19 protein-coding genes and 1 tRNA gene are annotated in these 18,700 nt (G+C 59.1%); 9 read left to right on the forward strand and 11 right to left on the reverse strand.

Annotation, left to right across the window (positions count from 1 at the left end):
* The first annotated feature begins 72 nt into the window (after window positions 1–72).
* From ACR0L1_RS22030 to ACR0L1_RS22045, 4 genes are all read left to right on the forward strand, one after another.
* Window positions 73–2,277: a HEAT repeat domain-containing protein gene (locus tag ACR0L1_RS22030; protein ID WP_480860823.1), complete on the forward strand. Its 2,205-nt coding sequence runs from the start codon at window positions 73–75 to the stop codon at window positions 2,275–2,277.
* 17 nt (window positions 2,278–2,294) lie between these two features.
* A complete protein-coding gene (locus tag ACR0L1_RS22035) occupies window positions 2,295–2,777 on the forward strand; it encodes a plastocyanin/azurin family copper-binding protein (protein ID WP_480860824.1) in 483 nt (160 codons plus the stop codon).
* Window positions 2,770–4,014: a molybdopterin molybdotransferase MoeA gene (locus ACR0L1_RS22040; RefSeq protein ID WP_480860825.1), complete on the forward strand. Its 1,245-nt coding sequence runs from the start codon at window positions 2,770–2,772 to the stop codon at window positions 4,012–4,014. The genes ACR0L1_RS22035 and ACR0L1_RS22040 overlap by 8 nt, the downstream gene beginning before the upstream one ends.
* Before the next feature lie 109 nt (window positions 4,015–4,123).
* Window positions 4,124–4,849 carry a response regulator gene (locus ACR0L1_RS22045; protein ID WP_480860827.1) on the forward strand — a complete coding sequence of 242 codons (726 nt, stop codon included), beginning with the start codon at window positions 4,124–4,126 and terminating at the stop codon, window positions 4,847–4,849.
* Here the strand turns inward: ACR0L1_RS22045 and ACR0L1_RS22050 are convergent.
* The 7 genes from ACR0L1_RS22050 to ACR0L1_RS22080 all read right to left on the reverse strand — a co-directional run bounded on the left by ACR0L1_RS22050 (window position 4,846) and on the right by ACR0L1_RS22080 (window position 8,709).
* Window positions 4,846–5,364 (reverse strand): GNAT family N-acetyltransferase, encoded by a 519-nt coding sequence (locus ACR0L1_RS22050; RefSeq protein WP_170790491.1) that lies wholly within the window; start codon window positions 5,362–5,364, stop codon window positions 4,846–4,848. The genes ACR0L1_RS22045 and ACR0L1_RS22050 overlap by 4 nt on opposite strands.
* Complete coding sequence (locus tag ACR0L1_RS22055; protein WP_170790492.1) at window positions 5,361–5,915, reverse strand: helix-turn-helix domain-containing protein; 555 nt, start codon at window positions 5,913–5,915, stop codon at window positions 5,361–5,363. The genes ACR0L1_RS22050 and ACR0L1_RS22055 overlap by 4 nt, the downstream gene beginning before the upstream one ends.
* 114 nt (window positions 5,916–6,029) lie before the next feature.
* On the reverse strand, window positions 6,030–7,046 hold the full coding sequence (locus tag ACR0L1_RS22060; protein WP_480860829.1) for an extracellular solute-binding protein: 1,017 nt from the start codon (window positions 7,044–7,046) through the stop codon (window positions 6,030–6,032).
* A gap of 190 nt (window positions 7,047–7,236) precedes the next feature.
* Entirely contained in the window at window positions 7,237–7,617 is a 381-nt protein-coding gene (locus tag ACR0L1_RS22065) for a hypothetical protein (protein WP_480860831.1), read from the reverse strand.
* A gap of 78 nt (window positions 7,618–7,695) precedes the next feature.
* A complete protein-coding gene (locus ACR0L1_RS22070; protein ID WP_480860832.1) occupies window positions 7,696–8,097 on the reverse strand; it encodes a DM13 domain-containing protein in 402 nt (133 codons plus the stop codon).
* Between the two features lie 321 nt (window positions 8,098–8,418).
* On the reverse strand, window positions 8,419–8,544 hold the full coding sequence (ykgO, locus tag ACR0L1_RS22075; RefSeq protein WP_005648635.1) for a type B 50S ribosomal protein L36: 126 nt from the start codon (window positions 8,542–8,544) through the stop codon (window positions 8,419–8,421).
* 90 nt (window positions 8,545–8,634) lie between these two features.
* Window positions 8,635–8,709: transfer RNA gene (locus ACR0L1_RS22080), tRNA-Val, on the reverse strand.
* 148 nt (window positions 8,710–8,857) lie between these two features.
* Between ACR0L1_RS22080 and ACR0L1_RS22085 the strand changes: the two genes are divergently transcribed.
* A complete protein-coding gene (locus tag ACR0L1_RS22085) occupies window positions 8,858–9,718 on the forward strand; it encodes an N-formylglutamate amidohydrolase (RefSeq protein ID WP_480860833.1) in 861 nt (286 codons plus the stop codon).
* Window positions 9,719–9,720: 2 nt separating this feature from the next.
* On the opposite strand, the gene ACR0L1_RS22090 is transcribed toward ACR0L1_RS22085, so the two are convergent.
* Both ACR0L1_RS22090 and pyrF read right to left on the reverse strand, forming a co-directional pair.
* On the reverse strand, window positions 9,721–10,974 hold the full coding sequence (locus ACR0L1_RS22090; protein WP_480860835.1) for a DNA polymerase IV: 1,254 nt from the start codon (window positions 10,972–10,974) through the stop codon (window positions 9,721–9,723).
* A 358-nt stretch (window positions 10,975–11,332) separates the two neighbouring features.
* Complete coding sequence (pyrF, locus tag ACR0L1_RS22095) at window positions 11,333–12,037, reverse strand: orotidine-5'-phosphate decarboxylase (RefSeq protein ID WP_480860836.1); 705 nt, start codon at window positions 12,035–12,037, stop codon at window positions 11,333–11,335.
* 144 nt (window positions 12,038–12,181) lie between these two features.
* Between pyrF and ACR0L1_RS22100 the strand changes: the two genes are divergently transcribed.
* Window positions 12,182–12,502 carry a hypothetical protein gene (locus ACR0L1_RS22100; RefSeq protein ID WP_170790496.1) on the forward strand — a complete coding sequence of 107 codons (321 nt, stop codon included), beginning with the start codon at window positions 12,182–12,184 and terminating at the stop codon, window positions 12,500–12,502.
* 127 nt (window positions 12,503–12,629) lie between these two features.
* A complete protein-coding gene (clpB, locus tag ACR0L1_RS22105; protein WP_170790497.1) occupies window positions 12,630–15,248 on the forward strand; it encodes an ATP-dependent chaperone ClpB in 2,619 nt (872 codons plus the stop codon).
* An 82-nt stretch (window positions 15,249–15,330) separates the two neighbouring features.
* On the opposite strand, the gene ACR0L1_RS22110 is transcribed toward clpB, so the two are convergent.
* Window positions 15,331–16,146, reverse strand: a complete 816-nt coding sequence (locus ACR0L1_RS22110) for a cyclase family protein (RefSeq protein WP_480504080.1) — start codon at window positions 16,144–16,146, stop codon at window positions 15,331–15,333.
* 245 nt (window positions 16,147–16,391) lie between these two features.
* Window positions 16,392–16,583 (reverse strand): hypothetical protein, encoded by a 192-nt coding sequence (locus ACR0L1_RS22115; RefSeq protein WP_170775519.1) that lies wholly within the window; start codon window positions 16,581–16,583, stop codon window positions 16,392–16,394.
* A gap of 331 nt (window positions 16,584–16,914) precedes the next feature.
* Here ACR0L1_RS22115 and msrP point away from each other — a divergent pair, with 331 nt between their 5' ends.
* Window positions 16,915–17,826, forward strand: coding sequence for a protein-methionine-sulfoxide reductase catalytic subunit MsrP (gene msrP / locus ACR0L1_RS22120; protein ID WP_480504079.1), 912 nt, complete (start codon window positions 16,915–16,917; stop codon window positions 17,824–17,826).
* A 4-nt stretch (window positions 17,827–17,830) separates the two neighbouring features.
* A complete protein-coding gene (msrQ, locus tag ACR0L1_RS22125; RefSeq protein WP_170787493.1) occupies window positions 17,831–18,445 on the forward strand; it encodes a protein-methionine-sulfoxide reductase heme-binding subunit MsrQ in 615 nt (204 codons plus the stop codon).
* Window positions 18,446–18,700: the final 255 nt, after the last annotated feature.

The following is an 18,700-nucleotide window of genomic DNA, read 5'->3' on the forward strand; positions in this document are numbered from 1 at the left end:
CAGGTATCGGTTGGGAAACCTGCCTTCCACTTTCACCCAACCTCTCCCAACGCAAAACATGGCAGACCCGATATGAACATGCATTCCGATACCGCCCTGCGAGATGAGGCCACCAGCCTGTTCTCGGACTACGCAAAATCCGACTATGACGTGATCCGCCTGCGCGCAATTCAGGCCCTGAGTGCCATTGGCGCCGCCAACAGCCCGGCCTTGGTCGAGGCGCTTTTGGACGATGACGAAGACGTCCGCCAGGACGCAGCCCAGGCACTGGGCGCGCTGGGCGTTCAGGACGCAGCACCGCAACTGCTGGAAAACCTGATCCACGATCCCTGTGGCGAGGTCAAACTGGCCTGCGTCACCGCTCTGGCCGAGTTGAAATCCGTAGACGCCGCGCCTTACCTACGCACCCTTGTCGCCGGGCGCGGCGAGGAGATCACATGGGACGAGGCCGAGCTGCACCAGGACGAATGGGACGATTGGCTGGACACCCAGATCGCCTCGATCAAAGCGTTGGGCCGGATGGGCGATGTGGCGGCGATCGAACCAATCGTCATGGCCCTGATGGACGAAGACGGGCAGGAACTGGGCGATGTGGCCTGCGAGGCGCTGGGCCGGATTGGTGAGGCTTCCGTGCCGACGCTGGGCGTGTTCACCCAATCCTCGAACCGCCGCCTGCGCCACCGTGCCCTGCGCACTCTGGCCACCATCGGCGGGGCCGAAGCCGAAGCGATCCTACGCAAAGCCACCAACGACAAGGACGGGGCCGTGCGTCTGATCGCCTATGAGGCGCTGATGCCAAACGACCCGGAACTGGTCGAACAGGCCCTGACGGATGCGGTCGAAGATATCCGCATAGCAGCGCTGAACCAGTCTGGCTTTTCGGAACCCGAACTGCTGGATCGCATGATGCGTGATCCTGGTGCCAAGGTGCAGCTGGCGCTGCTCGACCGGCTGGATCGCACCTCGCCGATTCCCGATCAGGACGATCTGCGCTGGCAGGTGCTGGATTTCCTTGCCACCGGTCAACAGCCCGAAGTGTCCGCACAGGCACTGGGCCTGCTGGCGGCGCTGGCCCCGGAACTGGTGGCGGATCGGCTGAGCGCGCTGTTCTTGGTCGAGGCTGATGACCTCAAGGCCGAGCGCCTGCAATGGGCCATTGTCGATGCGCTGGCGACCTCGCCTCTGCGTGAGGCGGCGGAATGGCTGCAACGTGCGTGCCGGTCTCCGTTCCGGTCGGTGCGGCTCAAGGCGGTGGCATCGCTGGCGATGATCGTCACGGATGCCGATCGTCCACATGTGAACCAGCAGCAAGGGCGCGAGTTGCTGCTGTCCTTTGCTATGGCCCCGATGCCTGTGGCTGCAGACGAGGAACCCGCAGAGACCCCGCAAACCGACATCGCCGCGCTGGAAGAGGCCGGTCTGGACGTCTCCGAAGGCAGTGAGAACGGCCCGACCTCAAGCCTTGGAGCGATTCTGGGGCATGACGCGATTGCCGCCGAGATGACTCAGGAAGCGCAAGAGGATGAGGTCCAACCCCTCACCCCCCGCGAACAGGCGCTGCTGGCCAAGGCGACCCGCCACCCTAAACGCCGCCGCGTGGCGCTGGACGACGATGCGGTTGCGTTGCAGCGCGAAACCCGCATGTCCGCCATCCGCCTGCTGGGCGAGGTCAAAGGGATGCAGGTCATGCTGGCCCAGATCGCCCAAGACCCGGAAACCGAGATCGCGCAGCAGGCGTTTGCCGCGCTGGGCGTGGCCGTCGCTCGCCATGGTGCGGAATTGGATCAAGACCAGCTGGTCGATTTGATCACCAAGGGGTTGTCGCACACAGATTCCGCCCTGTCCCAGCATGCGCTGAAGCTGCTGCAACAGGCTGATCTGCCACCGCAGGATAGCTTGCGCGGCAAACTGCGTGCGATGGTGAAAACCGGCGATACTGCTTTCCGCATCGACGCGATGCATATCCTGACCCGATGGAATGGCACCCCAGACGTGGCGCGCAGCCTGCTGGATGATATCTCGGCCCCCGTGCGGCAGGCGGCTATGCGGCTCTTGTCGGAAACCGCGCCCGATCAGGCGGGGGCGGCCATCGTGCCCTTCCTGTTGGCCAACCCCGAGCAGCGGATTGTGACCTATGTCAAGGACAGCACCCCTGCGATCGTATCCATTGGCCGCGAACTGCTGGCCGAGCTGCGCGACGAAGACCGCCGCGCGCAATGGCCGGTGATGATCAGCGCGCTGGCTGACCTGCTGGGAGAACCCTCACAGGCGGCCTGAAAGGCCCGGAGGGACAGATGACATCATCGCTGAAACTAGGTGCAGCGATATTGGCAGGCGCACTGGCTGTTGCGCCTGCTTGGGCCGAGGATATCCCCGAAATCGCTGTGGTCCACCAGATCATCGACCCGAATGCCGATACCCCGGCCCGCGCGTTTAGGTTTGAACCCAAGCTGCTGCATGTCCCAGCGGGCGCGACGGTGCGGTTCAAAGGATCGACAGGGCGTCACACGGTCACGTCAATCCTTCGCATGATCCCTGTGGGTGCCCGCGCGTTCGAGATCCGGGGAAAACCCGAATTGGACCTGACCTTCGACAAAGAAGGCGTCTATGGCATCCGCTGCCGCGTGCATGGCCGTCACGGAATGGTCATGCTGCTGGTGGTCGGCGACCCCGACGCGAACCTTGAGGAGGCCAAGGCCCATCTGTCCGAGCTGGGCGAGGCCGAGCGGGCAGGTTTCGAAGAACTTTTTGCTGAAATGGAGGCTCATAATGGCTGATGGATGCGCCTGCGACCGCCACGCCCATATGTACCTGACTGTTGAGGATGCGCTGCGGCGTGGTCTGTCGGTGGCCGATCCACTGACGGATACCGAAACCCTGCCGCTGATCGACGCCATTGGGCGCGTTCTGGCGCAAGATTGTACCAGCAAGGTGGATATGCCCGCCTTCGACAATTCGGCCATGGATGGCTACGCAGTGCGGACATGTGATCTGGGCAACGGCCCGTTGTTCGAGCTGCCGCTTGCTGGGCGAATCGCGGCGGGAGACAGCGGCGCGCACGACGCGCCTGCGGGCAGCGCCCTGCGGATATTCACTGGTGCGCCGGTTCCGCCGGATTTCGACGCCGTGGTGATGCAGGAAGATTGCGACGCTCTGATCGACGGTATCCGCTTTTCCCGCCGACCCAAGCCGGGCCAGCATATCCGCCGCGCGGGTGAAGACCTGAAAGCGGACGCGCCTATCCTTCGCCGCGGCTGTGAGATCACCGCGCGCGAGGTCGCCGCGCTGGCCTCGGCCGGATACGGAGAGGTTACGGTTTATCGCAAGCTGAAAGTCGCAATCTTTTCCACCGGTAGCGAATTGAAACAACCCGGCGAGACGTTGGGACCGGGGCAGATTTACAATTCGAACCGCTATATGCTGCGGGCGCTGTTGAACAAACCTTGGATCGCATTGACTGACAAGGGCCCGGTCGAGGACAATCCTGCCAAGCTTGAACAAGTGCTGCGCGAGGCCTGCGACAGTGCCGATCTGATCATCACCACGGGTGGCGTCTCGGTCGGTGACGAAGATCACATGCCCCGTGTGTTCGGGGAAATCGGCGGTCAGGTCGATGTGATGAAAGTGGCGATGAAGCCGGGTAAACCGATCATGTTCGGGCGGCGTGGGAACGTGCTTTATGTGGGTCTGCCGGGTAATCCGGTTTCGGCTTATGTGACATGGCAGATCATCGGATCGCAAATGATGGCCCGCCGTGCCGGACTGCACCATGCCTCGCAAACACCCCAGCAGGCCGTTTTGGCCGAACCGCTGCACCGGCGTGCCGGACGTCAGGAATACCGCCCTGTCACCATCGAGGGCCGGACGCCCGACGGCACGCCACGCCTGCGGCTGATGGCGCCGTCCTACAGTGGCCGGGTGGCGCTGTTGGCGCAGGCGGATGGTCTGGCCGTGATCCCTGCCGAGACAGAGGAATTGTCGGAAGGGCATGGACTTACCTTCTTGAGGTTCTAGTTCCAATCGCCATATGCCGACGTTCTTCCACTGCTGGCTTGCATGTGGTGGAACGCTGTGACTAAAACATTGGCGCGCAAGCGCAACTCGCCTGCACCGGACTGGATATATGGTTCAAGAACATATCCTTGTGGTCGACGACGACCCGCAGATCAGGTCTTTCCTGCAACGCTACCTTGAGAAGCAGGGATGTCAGGTCACGTGCGCCGCGGATGGCGATGCGATGGATGCGGTTCTGACCAAGTCCAGCGTCGATCTGATCCTGCTGGATATCGGCCTGCCCGGACGCAACGGTTTTGACATCACGCGCGAGTTGCGGGTGAATTCCAACATCCCCATCATAGTCCTCTCGGGCCGGGATGAGATTTTCGACCGCGTGGTCGGACTGGAATTCGGGGCCGACGACTATATCACCAAACCCTTCGAGGCGCGCGAGGTTCTGGCCCGTATTCGCACCGTTCTGCGCCGGGCAAAGCCTGACGAAAAACCTGCCAATGGCGCAGATGCGCCCTTGATCACGTTCGGGGATTGGGTGCTGAACGTGAACGAACGGACGCTGACCGCAGGCGATGACGGCGCTGCGGCGGACCTGACCACGACCGAGTTCGACGTGCTGCACGCTTTTGTTTCGAACCCGCATATGGTGTTTTCCCGCGACCAGTTGCTGGACAAGGCGCGCGGACGTGAAACCGTTGTCGGCGACCGGACCATCGACGTCCACGTCATGCGTCTGCGCAAAAAGATCGAACCCGATCCCGCTGCGCCGACCTATATCAAGACCGTGCACGGGATCGGCTACTGCTTTGCGGCGAATGTCCGCAAGACCAACGCTTAGGACAGATCCTTGAACATGTAGGTCGTGGGCTCCAGCCGATCCTCGAACGGGTTGCGGCAATAGTTCGGAATTTCGCCCGCGATCTGAAAGCCGAGGCTTTGATACAACACGCGCGAGGGATCTGAGCTGCGCGTATCCAGAACCAGCATCGTCCGCCCGATCTGCGCGGCACGCTGCTCCAGCGCGATCATCAACGCCCGACCCAGCCCACGCCGACGGGCATCGGGATGTACAAGCAATTTGGCCACGTCTGCGCGATGAGGCTGGTTTGGCATCAAAGCAGGGGCCATTTGTACCGTTCCCAGGATGCGCCCGTCCTGCCGCGCGACGAACAAGTCCAGCGTATTTACCGCGACGCCGGGCCAGACGTGGTCATGCCAATAGGCTCGGGCCTGTTCGGGGGGGAAGGGTAAGACAAAGCCGACGCTGGCCCCGTCCTGCACACAGGCGTGCAGAATGTCCGTCAGGTCGCCGAGCGCGCTTTCAAGTTCCGGTTCTGTCAGTCGGGCGATCATATCAGCACCAGTAGGTATCGTGCACCGCGCGTGTTTGGCGTTGCAAACCGGGTGGGGCCGGACAAGTGATAGCGCAGGCAGTCCCCGCCCGTCAGGTCGTGTGCGACGTCATCGACGGTCAGGGTCAAGGCGCCGTCCAACATGATCAGGTGGTGCTCCTGCCCTGGTTTCGGCGGCGCGTCATAGCTGATCACCGTTGCGGGTGGCAGGTGGCCCTCAAGGACCTCACCGCTCAACCCGTTGGCGGGGGGTGAGACCGAACGGCGGGTAAATCCGGTCTCGGGGTCGTGCCATTCCGGTTGCCTTTCAAAAGGTACACGCGGGGCAAAACTGTCTTCGACCATCATCAACAGTCGGGACATCGGCAAGCTGTAAGCAGCGCATAGCCGACCAAGCGTTTCGGCTGTCGGGCTGACGTCCCCTTTCTCCATCCGGGACAGGGTGGCGCGGCTGATACCGCTGTGATCTGCCAACTGATCCAGTGACCAGCCCCGCGTGCGGCGCAGTTCGTTCAGACGGTTGGCTAGTCGGTTTGACAGGTCATCCAGCATGTTTCAAATACGAGAATTATTTCCGATTATGAGATATTCGGTTTAAAATGCGGCTATGTAAATAGAAAAGAGCGCGGAAAACCGCGCTCTTCCCTCACTCGCCGGATTGAAGGATTATTTCCAGCCGACTTCGTTGAAGATCTTCTGTGCCTCCGGGATGTTCTTGGCGACCTCGGACAGGTTCACTTCGTCCGCTTTGAACTCGCCCAGCGAAGCGACGTTGTCGGCCAGCGCCACGCCTTCGACGGCGGGGAATTCATCATTGCCGTTCGAGAAATAGACCTGCGCCTGTTCACTGGCGAGGTATTCCAGGAATTTCACCGCGTTCTCTTTGTTTGGGGCATGGGCAGCAACACCTGCGCCCGACAGATTCATATGAGCACCTTCCGCGTCTTGTGCGGGGAACTGAATGCCGATCATGTCGATATCTGCGCTCAGGCCCTTCACGTCCTTACGCAGCGCGCGAGCAAAGTAGTACGAGTTCGAAACGGCAATTTCGCACTCGCCCGAAACGATCCCGCGCAGCTGGTCAGTGTCTCCGCCCTGCGGGTCACGCGCCATGTTGGCGACAACGCCTTCGGCCCAAGTTTTGGCAGCCTCGGCACCGTGGTTGGTGATGATCGAGGCCAGCAGAGTCTGGTTATAGGTGTTGCTGGACGACCGGATGCAGATCAGACCTTTGTATTCGGGTTTGGCCAGATCCAGATAGCTGGCGGGCGGGGTTGCCACGTCGGCCTTATCAAAGAAAATGATCCGCGCGCGCTGCGAGAAACCGTACCACTGATTGTCTTCGTCTTGCAGGTTGGCCGGGATGCGATCTTCCAGAACCGCGCTGTCGATGGCTTGCAGGATGCCTGCATTCTTGGCGCGCGCTAGACGCGAAGTGTCAACGGTCAGCAGGATATCGGCGGGAGAGTTCGCGCCTTCTGCTTCCATACGTGCAATCAATTCGTCGGCCTTGCCTTCGATGCGGTTGATGGTGATGCCTGTGGCCTCTTCAAAATCGGAATAGAGGCGTTCGTCCGTGTCGTAGTGGCGCGAAGAATAAAGGTTCAGCTCTCCCTCGGCAGCAGCAGAGGTGGCAATCAGGGCCGTCAGCGCGACGGCGATACAGGTAGAGGATTTCAGCATCATATGTCCCAACTTTAAATGTCGTGGCGGGTGATAACCCGACTGATTTGGTCAATTAAACGATTCTGACTGGGATGCAAGGAATTCCGACAAAATTAGTTGGTCAAATGGTCGCTGGCAAAGTGCGGCCTGATTCTGATTATTGAGTGTAGTGTTTCGGGCGGGGGCCGGTTTCTATTTCCACAACCATTTAGATGGATCGCGAGCGCGGAAGGGTAGCTGCCAGAATGATTGCCCAACCGAGGATTCCCTGGCCATGCGCGCTGAGGTTGCTCTGATACGAGAAGAGCAGCATCTGCAGCGGTTTAACCGGGTCTCGTAGTGGCCAGATGACCCATTGAAGGGGCAAGTCCGGAATGATCATGCGGTAATACATGTAGTAGATTTGCGGCGAAACCCACACGAACAGCCAAAAGAGGATCATAGCCCCGGACATCCTTGCCCAAAAAGGAAATCGATACAAACCACGCCGGGTCAGATACACCATCAGGACAAACAGAATGAGGCTGAGCAACGCAAGCCCCACCTGTCCCCTTGTCGACAAATCAAAGAAGGAATCCTGACTATACACGTCTACCCTCGGTGACTTGGGCAAAAAGAAATCCGCCCACATGTGCAGGCGGATCTCGAAAAAAAGCGTGTACGTGGCTTAGCTGAGCGGTGCAACTGCCAGAATCACAGTGAACTTTTCGCAGTAGATGTAAAGTTCGTTGTATTTCGAAACGTCGATTCCAGCCGGGATCTTGAACGATGCTTCGCCCTTTTTCACGGTCAGTTTGTCGTGGATCTTCGAACCCTTTGCGTATTTCTCACCATTGCCGAAGCCGATCTTGATATCCGGCGGGTTCTTGTTGGGGTCGAACACATAATCGCTCTTGAGGGTGACGGTGTCGCCGGATACGGAAACTGTTCCCTTCACGTTATAGCCGCTGCGACCGGAGAGGCTGCCGGTGCGTTCCTTATCCCCGGCGAATGCAGACGGCGTTCCCAGTGCGACTGCGGTAGCCGAAGCCAGCCCCAGTTTCACGAATTGGCGGCGTTTGATTGTCATGGCGAATTTCCTATCTCGTTCAACGACTGCAAAATGCTGCGCAGACTAAGTGGGCGCTGCCAATTCACATCGCGTCGAGGGAATGTGAGCATCTGAAACAAAAACACCCCAATACATCAATAGAGCGGCCCGCGGGGTGTGAGAGAACCCGCGAAAAATAAAGCTGTATCAGAGGGATCGCAGAGATGCGGTGTCGCGGCGTTTGGTGTTTCAGCACGCGCGGACGGGAATTGAGCAAAATTACCAATTTCCGAGTTTTCACGCGCCAACAAAAAAACCGCACCCAAAGGCGCGGTTTTTTCAAATCGGTTCGTGCCGTTCTTAGCCCTGGCGAGCTTTGAACTTGCGCTGCGTCTTGTTGATCACGTAGACGCGGCCTTTGCGACGCACAACCCGGCAATCGCGGTGCCGGTTCTTGAGCGAGCGGAGCGAGTTCTTGACCTTCATGGGTCTGTCTCCAATCTGCGGCGCCTTCATCAAGGACGTGGCCAGCGCCTGGGTTAGCGGGTGTCCCGGAAAACCGGAACAGTGAAATCATGGTGGGCGGTACAAGGATCGAACTTGTGACCCCTTCGATGTCAACGAAGTGCTCTACCGCTGAGCTAACCGCCCACTTTCCCTTTGCGTGCCCTGCCCCATAACGAAATGGGGCGCGGATCCCCGCGCCGGTAGCGGGGTCTATAAAAGGAGTCGCAAAGGGGTTCAAGGGGTTTGGTTGAACTATTTTCCGGTCTATGTTCAGTCCGAACAAGGAGTCACCATGCAGAACGCCGCCTATGTACTGGATATGCCCGCCAAGCGCACGTCTTGTGTGGTGTTTTCGTCTCCGCATAGCGGGCGGAACTATCCCGAAAGCCTGCTGAAACGCACGGTTTTGAACCGCAATGCGATTCGGTCCTCGGAAGATGCGTTTGTCGATCAGCTGTTCTCGCCGGTGGCAGATTTCGGGGCACCGCTGATATCGGCCACGAAACCAAGGGCGTATCTGGACCTCAACCGCAGTTCAGAGGAACTGGATCCTGCGCTGATCCAAGGTGCGCGGCGGCAAGGGCACAATCCGCGTGTTGCCTCGGGCCTGGGCGTGATTCCCCGCGTAGTGGCAAATGGGCGCGCGATTTACCGTGGCAAGCTGACGATGGACGAGGCGCGGCTGCGGATCGACACGTGCTGGCGTCCCTATCACGCCCGCCTGAAATCACTTTTGGCCGAATCGCATGCCAAGTTCGGGCAGGCGGTTTTGATTGATTGCCACTCGATGCCGCACGAGGCGGTTGCCATAGCCAGTGGCCCCAAAGCCAAACGGCCGCAAGTTGTGCTCGGCGACCGGTTTGGTGCGTCAGCCTCAACTGAGGTGGTTGACCGGATCGAAGCGGCCTTTGTCGCCGCAGGCCTGATGGTCGTGCGCAACGCTCCGTTTGCGGGGGCCTATGTGACCCAAACCTATGGACGCCCCGCGCGCAACCAACATGCGGTTCAGATTGAGATCGACCGCGCGCTATATATGGATGAGGACCGGATCGAACCTAACGGCAATTTCGCCGAGTTCCGCACACTGTTGCGGCAGGTCATCCGCGATGTCGTCCAGATCGGCGAAGAGCCCCTGCGTCTAGCGGCCGAATAGGATTATCGCAGCGCCCGTCCTTTCACGATAGCGTCGGTCCCGAAGCGGCGGCGAATTTCGTCCGTGGCACGCTCGGCCTGTGATCTTTGGGCGGCACCAGGATCCAGCAGATCGCCCGAGATATCGGCTTGATGTTCCGGGCACAAATCCGACAGACCACAGCCCAGCAACCGGTATGGCCCCTGTTCCCCAACCTGATCGAACAGCGCGCGCGCCGTGCGATATATACGATCAGCAATCTGGGTTGGGTCCCGCAGGGATACCCGTCGCGTGATGATCTTGTGGTTGGCTCGTTTCAGTTTAAGGGTCACGACCCGCCCGGCTAGCCCTTTGGCCTTGGCCCTGTCGGCGACCTTTTCCGACATGCGCCAAAGATGTCCGTCCAGAATGTCGAGGCTAGCGGTGTCTTCGAAAAAGGTCGTCTCATTGCTGATGGATTTCATAGGTTCATGGGCCGAAACGCGGCGTTTGTCCTGACCGCGGGCCAGATGCCACAGCCGATAGCCCATCGCGCCAAATCTGGCCGTCAACGCCTCCTGATCCCAGCGCAACAGGTCCGAGAAACTGCGAATACCGGCACGGTCCAGCGATTCCTGCGCGGCGGGGCCGATACCCCAGATCAGGCGCACTGGTTTGTCATGCAGAAACTCTGCCGTCTCAGCCCGGCCAATCACTGAAAACCCGCGTGGCTTGTCCAGATCCGAGGCTACCTTGGCCAGAAACTTGTTGTGCGAAAGCCCGATTGACCCGGTCACGCCCAGCTCGTCTTTCATGCGCTTGACCAAACGCGCCAGCATCACCGCCGGTGGCGCTCCGTGCAGGCGTTCGGTGCCAGAGAGGTCCATGAAGGCCTCGTCCAGCGACAGGGGTTCAACTACCGGGGTCAGTTCATCCATCATCTTGCGGATATCGCGCGAAACCTCAGCGTAGACGGACATGCGTGGTTTGATCACCACCGCATCGGGGCAGAGTTGCAGCGCCTTGAACATGGGCATGGCCGAGCGCACGCCGCGAATACGGGCCACATAGCACGCCGTGGACACAACCCCGCGCTTACCGCCACCGATGATGACCGGCTTATCGGCCAGTTCTGGGTTGTCCCGTTTTTCGACCGAGGCATAGAAGGCGTCGCAATCCATATGCGCAATTGTCAGGTCGAACAGCTCTGGATGCGACTTGATCCGCGGGCTGCCACACGCGGGGCAGCGCCTGTCATCGGTGACTGTGGTCAGGCAATCTCGGCAAAGACCGGGCATGGATGTCTTCCCGCCTTCAAAGCGATCGGTTCATGAGCGCGACTATACCAACCCCACCGCCACGCAAAAGCCCAAGGCCGGAATCCAGGTGCGATCTGGTGGAAAAGAAGACCCCCCGCGCGTTGCGGGGGGAGGTGACGGACCTCAGGAAGAGACGGTCCGCGGGGAGTATCACGAGACCAGATTCGCTGAAAAACAGAGGTTTCGATAGGATCGAGTTCACACAAGGAAAACAGGCAGTTTTCATGTGTGTTTTCGGGCACAGGGACGATTTGGCGCGGTTTTCATTAAAAGTGACGTAAGGTCAACTGCTTGGCAGCCAGAAACCGGTGTTTTTGGCGGTTTCTAACGTCCGCGTTTAGTGCCGTGTCAAGGAATTTAACTCGGCAAGAACCGCTTGGGCGGCGGCTTTCGGGTCCTCTGCCTGATAGATCGGGCGGCCCACAACGATGTGGTCTGCGCCATCTGCAATAGCACTGGCTGGGGTGGCAACGCGTTTCTGATCGCCAAGCGCAGCCCCTGCCGGACGAACGCCGGGGGTGACGATCAATCGACCTTCGGCCTGAGGCAGGGCGCGGATCAGCGCAGCCTCTTGCGGACTGGCGATGACGCCATCAGCGCCGGCCTCAAGCGCCTTGGCTGCGCGTTCCACCACCAGCTCCCGCACATCGCCCGGCTTCAGCAAACTGGCGTCCAGATCGTCGCGGTTCAGCGAGGTCAGGATGGTTACAGCCAGGATCTTTAGATTCTTGCCCGAGGCGCCCTCTTTCGCGGCGCGCACCACGTGGGGATCGCCATGAACTGTGAGGAAATCCAGATCGAACTGCGCCAACCCACGCACCGCGTTTTCGACCGTGTTGCCGATGTCGAACAGCTTCATGTCCAAAAAGATGCGCTTGCCGTGATCCTGTTTCAGCTCATTGGCCAGCGCCAACCCGCCGCCCGTTAGCATGCCAAGCCCGATCTTATAGAAGGAAACGCTGTCTCCCAACCGCTCGGCCATGGCCAGACCTTGCAGGGCGTTCGGGACATCTAGGGCTACGATCAGGCGGTCGTCGGACATGGGGGTGCTCCGTTTTTTGGCAAACGTCTGCGTCCTAGCGGGTTTGGGGGTCTGTGTCCATGTGGGATGGGTAGGTGATTCAGATCACGGCAGCGCATTCAGGCTGTGCTATACTATTCGCACATTGAAGGAACGGATTTGCAAATGAAACAACTTGCGCCCACCGCGTTTGCTCTGGTGCTGGCAGGATGTCAGGACATGCCGCTGGAAACCGAGGCTGCCGATACAGTGGTCAGAACGCCCACCAACGAAAACCTGCGTCTGGTGCGAGGGTATCGTTCGACCGATGACGATTGTCAGATCACGGGTGAAACGGCCTTTACCGTCGACTTTCTGGACGATGCGGCGGACCTTGTGTCTTGCCCCGAAGGCGGCAGTGCGGCTCAGTCTCTGGTCGACATGTACGGCGCGCGACAGGTGGCGGAAACGGGGGGCTATGCGGTCTATTCCGTGCCGCGCAGATAGGGGTCGAATATACGCCTCCGCCTCTTGAACCGGGACAGATATTTCCCAGATTGAATGTGAGGCCCAAAACCGACGCGTGCCGCCAGGCGGGCGCATCAAAACAGGGCGCTTGGAAAAGGAGAATAAAATGGACTTGAACAAGTTCACCGAGCGGGCACGGGGTTTCGTGCAAGCGGCGCAGACTATTGCGATGCGGGAAGAGCATCAGCGTCTGACGCCCGAACATTTGCTGAAAGCATTGATGGATGACGATCAGGGGCTGGCCAGCAACCTGATCACGCGGGCCGGTGGTGCGCCCAGCCGTGTGGTGAACGCGCTGGACGCTTCGATGGCGCGCATTCCAAAGGTCAAAGGCGACACAGGTCAGGTCTATCTGGACGGCCAGACCGCAAAGGTTCTTGCCGAGGCCGAAAAGATTGCAACCAAGGCGGGCGACAGTTTTGTCCCTGTCGAACGCATTCTGATGGCGCTGTGCATGGTGAAATCCAAGGCTAAAGAGGCTTTGGAAGATGGTGCCGTGACCGCGCAGAAACTGAATGAGGCGATCAACGATATCCGCAAGGGGCGCACAGCCGATACCGCGTCGGCGGAAGAAGGCTATGACGCACTCAAGAAATATGCGCGCGATCTGACCGAGGCTGCGGCCGAAGGCAAGATCGATCCGATCATTGGGCGGGATGAGGAAATCCGCCGCTCGATGCAGGTTCTGTCGCGTCGAACCAAGAACAACCCGGTTCTGATCGGTGAGCCCGGCGTGGGTAAAACCGCGATCGCCGAGGGCATGGCCCTGCGCATCATTAACGGTGACGTGCCAGAATCGCTGAAGGACAAGAAGCTGCTTGCGCTCGACATGGGAGCGCTGATTGCCGGTGCGAAGTACCGTGGTGAGTTCGAAGAACGCCTCAAGGCCGTGCTGACCGAAGTGACCGAAGCGGCGGGTGAGATCATCTTGTTCATTGATGAGATGCACACGCTGGTCGGCGCTGGTAAATCCGACGGCGCGATGGATGCGGCAAACCTGATCAAACCTGCATTGGCACGTGGTGAGCTGCATTGCATCGGCGCGACAACGCTGGATGAATACCGCAAATACGTCGAAAAAGACGCGGCCCTTGCACGCCGGTTCCAGCCCGTGATGGTACAGGAGCCGACGGTCGAGGACACGATCAGCATCCTGCGCGGCATCAAGGAAAAGTACGAACTGCACCATGGTGTGCGCATATCGGACTCGGCACTGGTGTCGGCAGCGACGCTGTCGCATCGCTATATCACCGATCGGTTCCTGCCCGACAAAGCGATCGACCTTGTCGATGAAGCCGCGTCGCGTCTGCGTATGGAGGTCGATTCGAAGCCCGAAGAACTGGACCAGTTGGATCGCCAGATCCTGCAAATGCAGATCGAGGAAGAGGCGCTGAAACTGGAAGATGATGCGGCCTCGAAGGATCGTCTGGAAACCTTGCAAAAGGATCTGGCCGATTTGCAGGAGAAATCCGCCGAGATGACCGCCCAGTGGCAGGCCGAGCGTGATAAGCTCGCGGGTGCGCGTGATCTGAAAGAACAGCTCGACAAGGCCCGGGCTGATCTTGAGATTGCCAAGCGCGAAGGCAACCTCGCCAAGGCGGGTGAGTTGTCCTATGGCGTTATTCCCCAGCTTGAAAATCAGTTGGCCGACGCTGAGAACAGCGAAAGCAACGCGATGACGGCGGAAGAAACAGTGCGCCCCGAGCAAATCGCTTCGGTCGTTGAACGCTGGACCGGTATCCCGACAGCCAAGATGCTGGAAGGCGAGCGCGAGAAACTGCTGCGGATGGAAGACGACCTGCATTCCCGCGTGATCGGTCAGGATGCCGCCGTCACCGCCGTCGCCAACGCCGTGCGCCGTGCGCGGGCTGGCCTGAATGACGAGAACCGCCCCTTGGGTTCGTTCCTGTTCCTCGGCCCGACCGGTGTGGGTAAGACCGAGCTGACCAAGGCCGTGGCGAACTTTCTGTTCGACGACGACAACGCGATGGTGCGCATCGACATGTCCGAGTTCATGGAGAAGCATGCGGTCGCCCGTCTGATCGGTGCCCCTCCGGGCTATGTAGGGTATGACGAAGGTGGCGTGCTGACCGAGGCCGTGCGGCGCAGGCCCTATCAGGTCGTGCTGTTTGACGAGGTCGAAAAGGCGCACCCGGATGTGTTCAACGTGCTGTTGCAGGTTCTCGATGATGGTGTGCTGACCGATGGTCAGGGCCGCACCGTGGACTTTAAACAGACGCTGATCATCCTGACGTCGAACCTTGGGTCGCAGGCGCTTAGCCAGTTGCCCGAAGGAGCCGACAGTGCGCAGGCGCGGCGGGATGTGATGGATGCGGTCCGAGCCCATTTCCGGCCCGAATTCCTCAACCGTCTGGATGAGACCATCATCTTTGACCGGCTCAAGCGGGCCGATATGGATGGCATCGTCGATATCCAGATGGCACGTCTGCAGAAACGACTGGCCGCCCGCAAGATCGAGCTGGCGCTGGATGATGGTGCCAAGCAATGGTTGGCCGATGAAGGCTATGACCCGGTCTTTGGCGCGCGTCCGCTGAAACGCGTGATCCAACGCGCGCTTCAGAACCCGCTGGCCGAGGCGTTGCTGGCCGGTGAAATCAAGGATGGTGAAACCGTCCCTGTCTCGGCAGGTTCGGATGGCCTGATCATCGGCGACCGCCTGGGCACCTCGGACCGCCCAAGGCCAAATGACGCGGTCGTGCACTGAGGCAAAAGGAAGAACCCGCCTTCACGGCGGGTTTTTCTGTTTCGTAGAGCTCTTTCCACTGGCTATCGTTTGACAGAACTTGTCAAACCATCGCAAAAATGCGCGCGGGTCCGCCGGTTCCGCCCGCATGTGTCGGCGCGCCGACGACGAGCGTTGCGCCAGAGGCCGGAATGCGGTCCAGCCCGGCGATATTTTCGATCCCGAAACGACCGGTGGATAACCACGCATAGTGCGTATCAAAGGTTGCCGAGGGGCCGTGGTCCAGTGACAGCGTGTCCGAGGCGATTGAGCGTGCACCAGTTTCCTCGATCAACATCTGTGCCGCCTCGACGTGGAAACCGGGATAGTGCTGTGCCTGCCCGTCAAACCCGCGATAGGCGTCGCTGTCGACCTTGGCGGCCCAGCCAGAATACAGGGCCAAACAGGCCCCGTCCGGAATATCGCCGTGACTGGCCATCCATGCCTTTAGGTCATCGGGTGTCAGCAGCGTATCTGCGTCCTCAGCCGCGCGGGCGGCAATATCGACCACACATAGTGGGGCGATCAGGTCAGAGACCGGAATTTCATCCACCGACGCCCCATCCGCCGAGAAATGCAGTGGCGCATCGACATGGGTGCCGGTATGTTCGTTCACTGTGATCCGCTGAAGATTGAAGCCGTGTTCGCCGAAGTTGTAGATTTGTTCGGCGGAATAGCCCGGCTCTCCGAAATAGGTCGGGAAATCCGGGCTGATCGTGTGGGTCATATCCTCGACCTTGCCATGCCCTGAGGCCATAGCGGCGGGTGCGGTGACCCCTCCGGCGGCAACGGCCACACCCGACGCAGCGGCGGCCTTGAAGAAACTGCGCCGTGAAAGCATTCGGTCCTTGACCGCATTCATTACACAGATGTCACACATATTCGTCTTCTCCCTGTCCAGCGTTAGATCCGGGGCTGATCATTCGAATTTTCAGCGTACCCGGCAATCAGAGTGCAAGGCTGGGAAATGGCCTGTAAAGGCTTAATCTGTTATGTTTAAAATTCATATTATTGAATTAAAAGGATATTTTGGGAAAAACTGATGGGCTGAAAACGAATAACCCGCCGATGAATGGCGGGTTATTGTGCGAATATCGACGTGTTCGGTTTTTAGATCATGCGTGATCAGGTGCCCGACGGAAGGGCGTTCAGATCCTGAGCGTTGCTTTCGTCCAGGCCAGTGTCGTCGCCGATTTCCTCGCAGGTTACGGGGAATGTTTCATTCGAATCGCAGCCGCTGATGGGATATGTTTCATTCTCAGCGCAGGCAGCGATGAACAGCACCAGCGACAAGCCCGCAAGCATTTTCGTTTTCATGTCTCGTCCTTTCCGATCGTATTCTCGTCGTTTCCCTTGGCGCCAACTGCGATGCCAGCCATATACGGCAGCCTACTCTGTCCCTTCGCGCCCTTAGAAAACTTACGCTTCCGGATTGGGCATTGGCTAGCGGGAATATCAACCTTGACGCTAGGTCTTATTGGTCAAAACGCTCGAAATCGCGCGAATCTGTACCGTTATCTCTCAATATGAGTTTCCCGAGTGGCGGATACATTACAGCCTCTTCTCCCAATCGTGACGCATGTTGCCTTGGTCCTGTGCTATGAGCGCACTAATTGGACTCTAATACAGAACGATCACGGAGACGCAGATGGCGCATCGCTGGACCAATAATTTGACACGTGCAGACGTTACCCCTCGGGCGGCGTTTATGAACCGGCGGCAGGTGATGGCCGGGCTTGCAGGTGTCGGCTTGGCAGGGATGGCGCAGAAAGGTGCGGCCGAAGAGGCGGCCGAGGATCTGGTGCCCAACACCTGGGAAGAGATCACGTCTTACAACAACTATTATGAGTTCGGTACGCGCAAGGATGATCCTGCGAAATACGCCCACACGCTGGTAACGGAACCCTGGAGCGTGCAGATCGATGGATTGGTCGACCGTCCCGGCGAATATGATTTCAAGGATATCATGTCTGAGATGACGGTCGAAGAACGCATCTATCGTTTTCGCTGCGTCGAGGCCTGGTCAATGGTGGTGCCCTGGAACGGGTTTGAGCTGGCCGATCTGCTGAACATGGCCGGAGTGCAGGAAGGAGCCAAGTTTGTTGCCTTCGAAACCGCATACCGTCCTGATGAGATGCCCGGCGTGCAATACCCGGTGCTCGATTGGCCCTATCGCGAAGGATTGCGGTTGGATGAGGCGATCCACCCGCTTACGATCATGGCGACAGGCATCTATGATCGTCCAATTCCGAACCAAAACGGCGCACCTCTTCGACTCGTCGTGCCGTGGAAATATGGCTTCAAGTCGATCAAGTCGATTGTTCGGATTACCCTGACGGACGTTGAGCCTCCGACAAGCTGGAACATGGCCAATCCGCGCGAATATGGCTTCTATAGTAATGTGAACCCGAATGTGGATCACCCGCGCTGGTCTCAGGCGTCGGAACGTACCATCGGGGGCGGGCTGTTCTCGAAACGTATTCCGACACTGATGTTCAACGGCTACGAGGCCGAAGTCGCCGGTCTTTACGAAGGCATGGATCTGTCGGAATACTATTAGGCGCATGCAGACCGTGAACCAGATACTCCGCCGAGTGCCTGTTTGGGCTGTCTACCTGCTGGGCCTGATCCCGGCACCGTGGCTGTTCTATCAGGGTTTGACCGGAGGGCTGGGTATTGATCCGATTGAGGCGCTGGAACATCGCTATGGCGAGTTGGCGTTACAGCTGTTGATTGTCGTGCTTGCGGTGTCCCCGTTGCGGCGGTTTTCGGGACTGAACCTGACGAAGTTCCGTCGCGCTTTGGGGGTGCTGACCTTCGTCTATGTTAGTCTGCATCTGTTGGTATGGTTGGTTTTGGATGTGCAACTGCCGAGCCAGATCTGGGCCGACATCCTCAAACGTCCCTATATCACGGTGGGCATGGCCGGATTTCTTCTGCTGCTGCCCCTGGCTGTGACTTCAAATAATCTGTCGGTGCGCCGTTTGGGTCCACGCTGGCGCGTTCTACAACGTCTGGTCTATCCAGCTGCGATTTTGGGCGGGCTGCATTACGTGATGCTGGCGAAAGGGTTCCAGATCGAGCCACTGATCTATCTGAGCGTGATTCTGGGCCTTCTGGCCCTGCGTCTGCCGCTGTCGAACCCACTCAACCGATTCCGACAGGTCGATTCCGCCTGAGTCTGTGGGTAAGCCTGTGCAAAACCTGGGATGCACGTCGAAACGGTGGCCTGGGGTGTTCGTTTTGGGAAGGGAATTTTCGGTAAGTAACTGTAAATATGTTGAAAATTTTTCAAGCAGAGTTTTTTCCGATTTTTCCAGATTTTCTGCTTGCGGCTTTCCGGGGTAAACCTTAGAACCCCCTTCACCGGCGCTGCTGAGGCGGTGCTGGGGCGCTGGAGACGGTGCTGACGGACTGGAAAGACGGTTGAGACG

The sequence above is a fragment of the Ruegeria sp. J8 genome, assembly GCF_056531925.1.

Bases quoted from the DNA above. Each gene is read 5' to 3' on its own strand.
- ACR0L1_RS22030 (WP_480860823.1), top strand. From the start codon at position 73: ATGAACATGCATTCCGATACCGCCCTGCGAGATGAGGCCACCAGCCTG.
- ACR0L1_RS22035 (WP_480860824.1), top strand. From the start codon at position 2,295: ATGACATCATCGCTGAAACTAGGTGCAGCGATATTGGCAGGCGCACTG.
- ACR0L1_RS22040 (WP_480860825.1), top strand. From the start codon at position 2,770: ATGGCTGATGGATGCGCCTGCGACCGCCACGCCCATATGTACCTGACT.
- ACR0L1_RS22045 (WP_480860827.1), top strand. From the start codon at position 4,124: ATGGTTCAAGAACATATCCTTGTGGTCGACGACGACCCGCAGATCAGG.
- ACR0L1_RS22050 (WP_170790491.1), bottom strand. From the start codon at position 5,364: ATGATCGCCCGACTGACAGAACCGGAACTTGAAAGCGCGCTCGGCGAC.
- ACR0L1_RS22055 (WP_170790492.1), bottom strand. From the start codon at position 5,915: ATGCTGGATGACCTGTCAAACCGACTAGCCAACCGTCTGAACGAACTG.
- ACR0L1_RS22060 (WP_480860829.1), bottom strand. From the start codon at position 7,046: ATGCTGAAATCCTCTACCTGTATCGCCGTCGCGCTGACGGCCCTGATT.
- ACR0L1_RS22070 (WP_480860832.1), bottom strand. From the start codon at position 8,097: ATGACAATCAAACGCCGCCAATTCGTGAAACTGGGGCTGGCTTCGGCT.
- ykgO (WP_005648635.1), bottom strand. From the start codon at position 8,544: ATGAAGGTCAAGAACTCGCTCCGCTCGCTCAAGAACCGGCACCGCGAT.
- ACR0L1_RS22085 (WP_480860833.1), top strand. From the start codon at position 8,858: ATGCAGAACGCCGCCTATGTACTGGATATGCCCGCCAAGCGCACGTCT.
- ACR0L1_RS22090 (WP_480860835.1), bottom strand. From the start codon at position 10,974: ATGCCCGGTCTTTGCCGAGATTGCCTGACCACAGTCACCGATGACAGG.
- pyrF (WP_480860836.1), bottom strand. From the start codon at position 12,037: ATGTCCGACGACCGCCTGATCGTAGCCCTAGATGTCCCGAACGCCCTG.
- ACR0L1_RS22100 (WP_170790496.1), top strand. From the start codon at position 12,182: ATGAAACAACTTGCGCCCACCGCGTTTGCTCTGGTGCTGGCAGGATGT.
- clpB (WP_170790497.1), top strand. From the start codon at position 12,630: ATGGACTTGAACAAGTTCACCGAGCGGGCACGGGGTTTCGTGCAAGCG.
- ACR0L1_RS22110 (WP_480504080.1), bottom strand. From the start codon at position 16,146: ATGTGTGACATCTGTGTAATGAATGCGGTCAAGGACCGAATGCTTTCA.
- ACR0L1_RS22115 (WP_170775519.1), bottom strand. From the start codon at position 16,583: ATGAAAACGAAAATGCTTGCGGGCTTGTCGCTGGTGCTGTTCATCGCT.
- msrP (WP_480504079.1), top strand. From the start codon at position 16,915: ATGGCGCATCGCTGGACCAATAATTTGACACGTGCAGACGTTACCCCT.
- msrQ (WP_170787493.1), top strand. From the start codon at position 17,831: ATGCAGACCGTGAACCAGATACTCCGCCGAGTGCCTGTTTGGGCTGTC.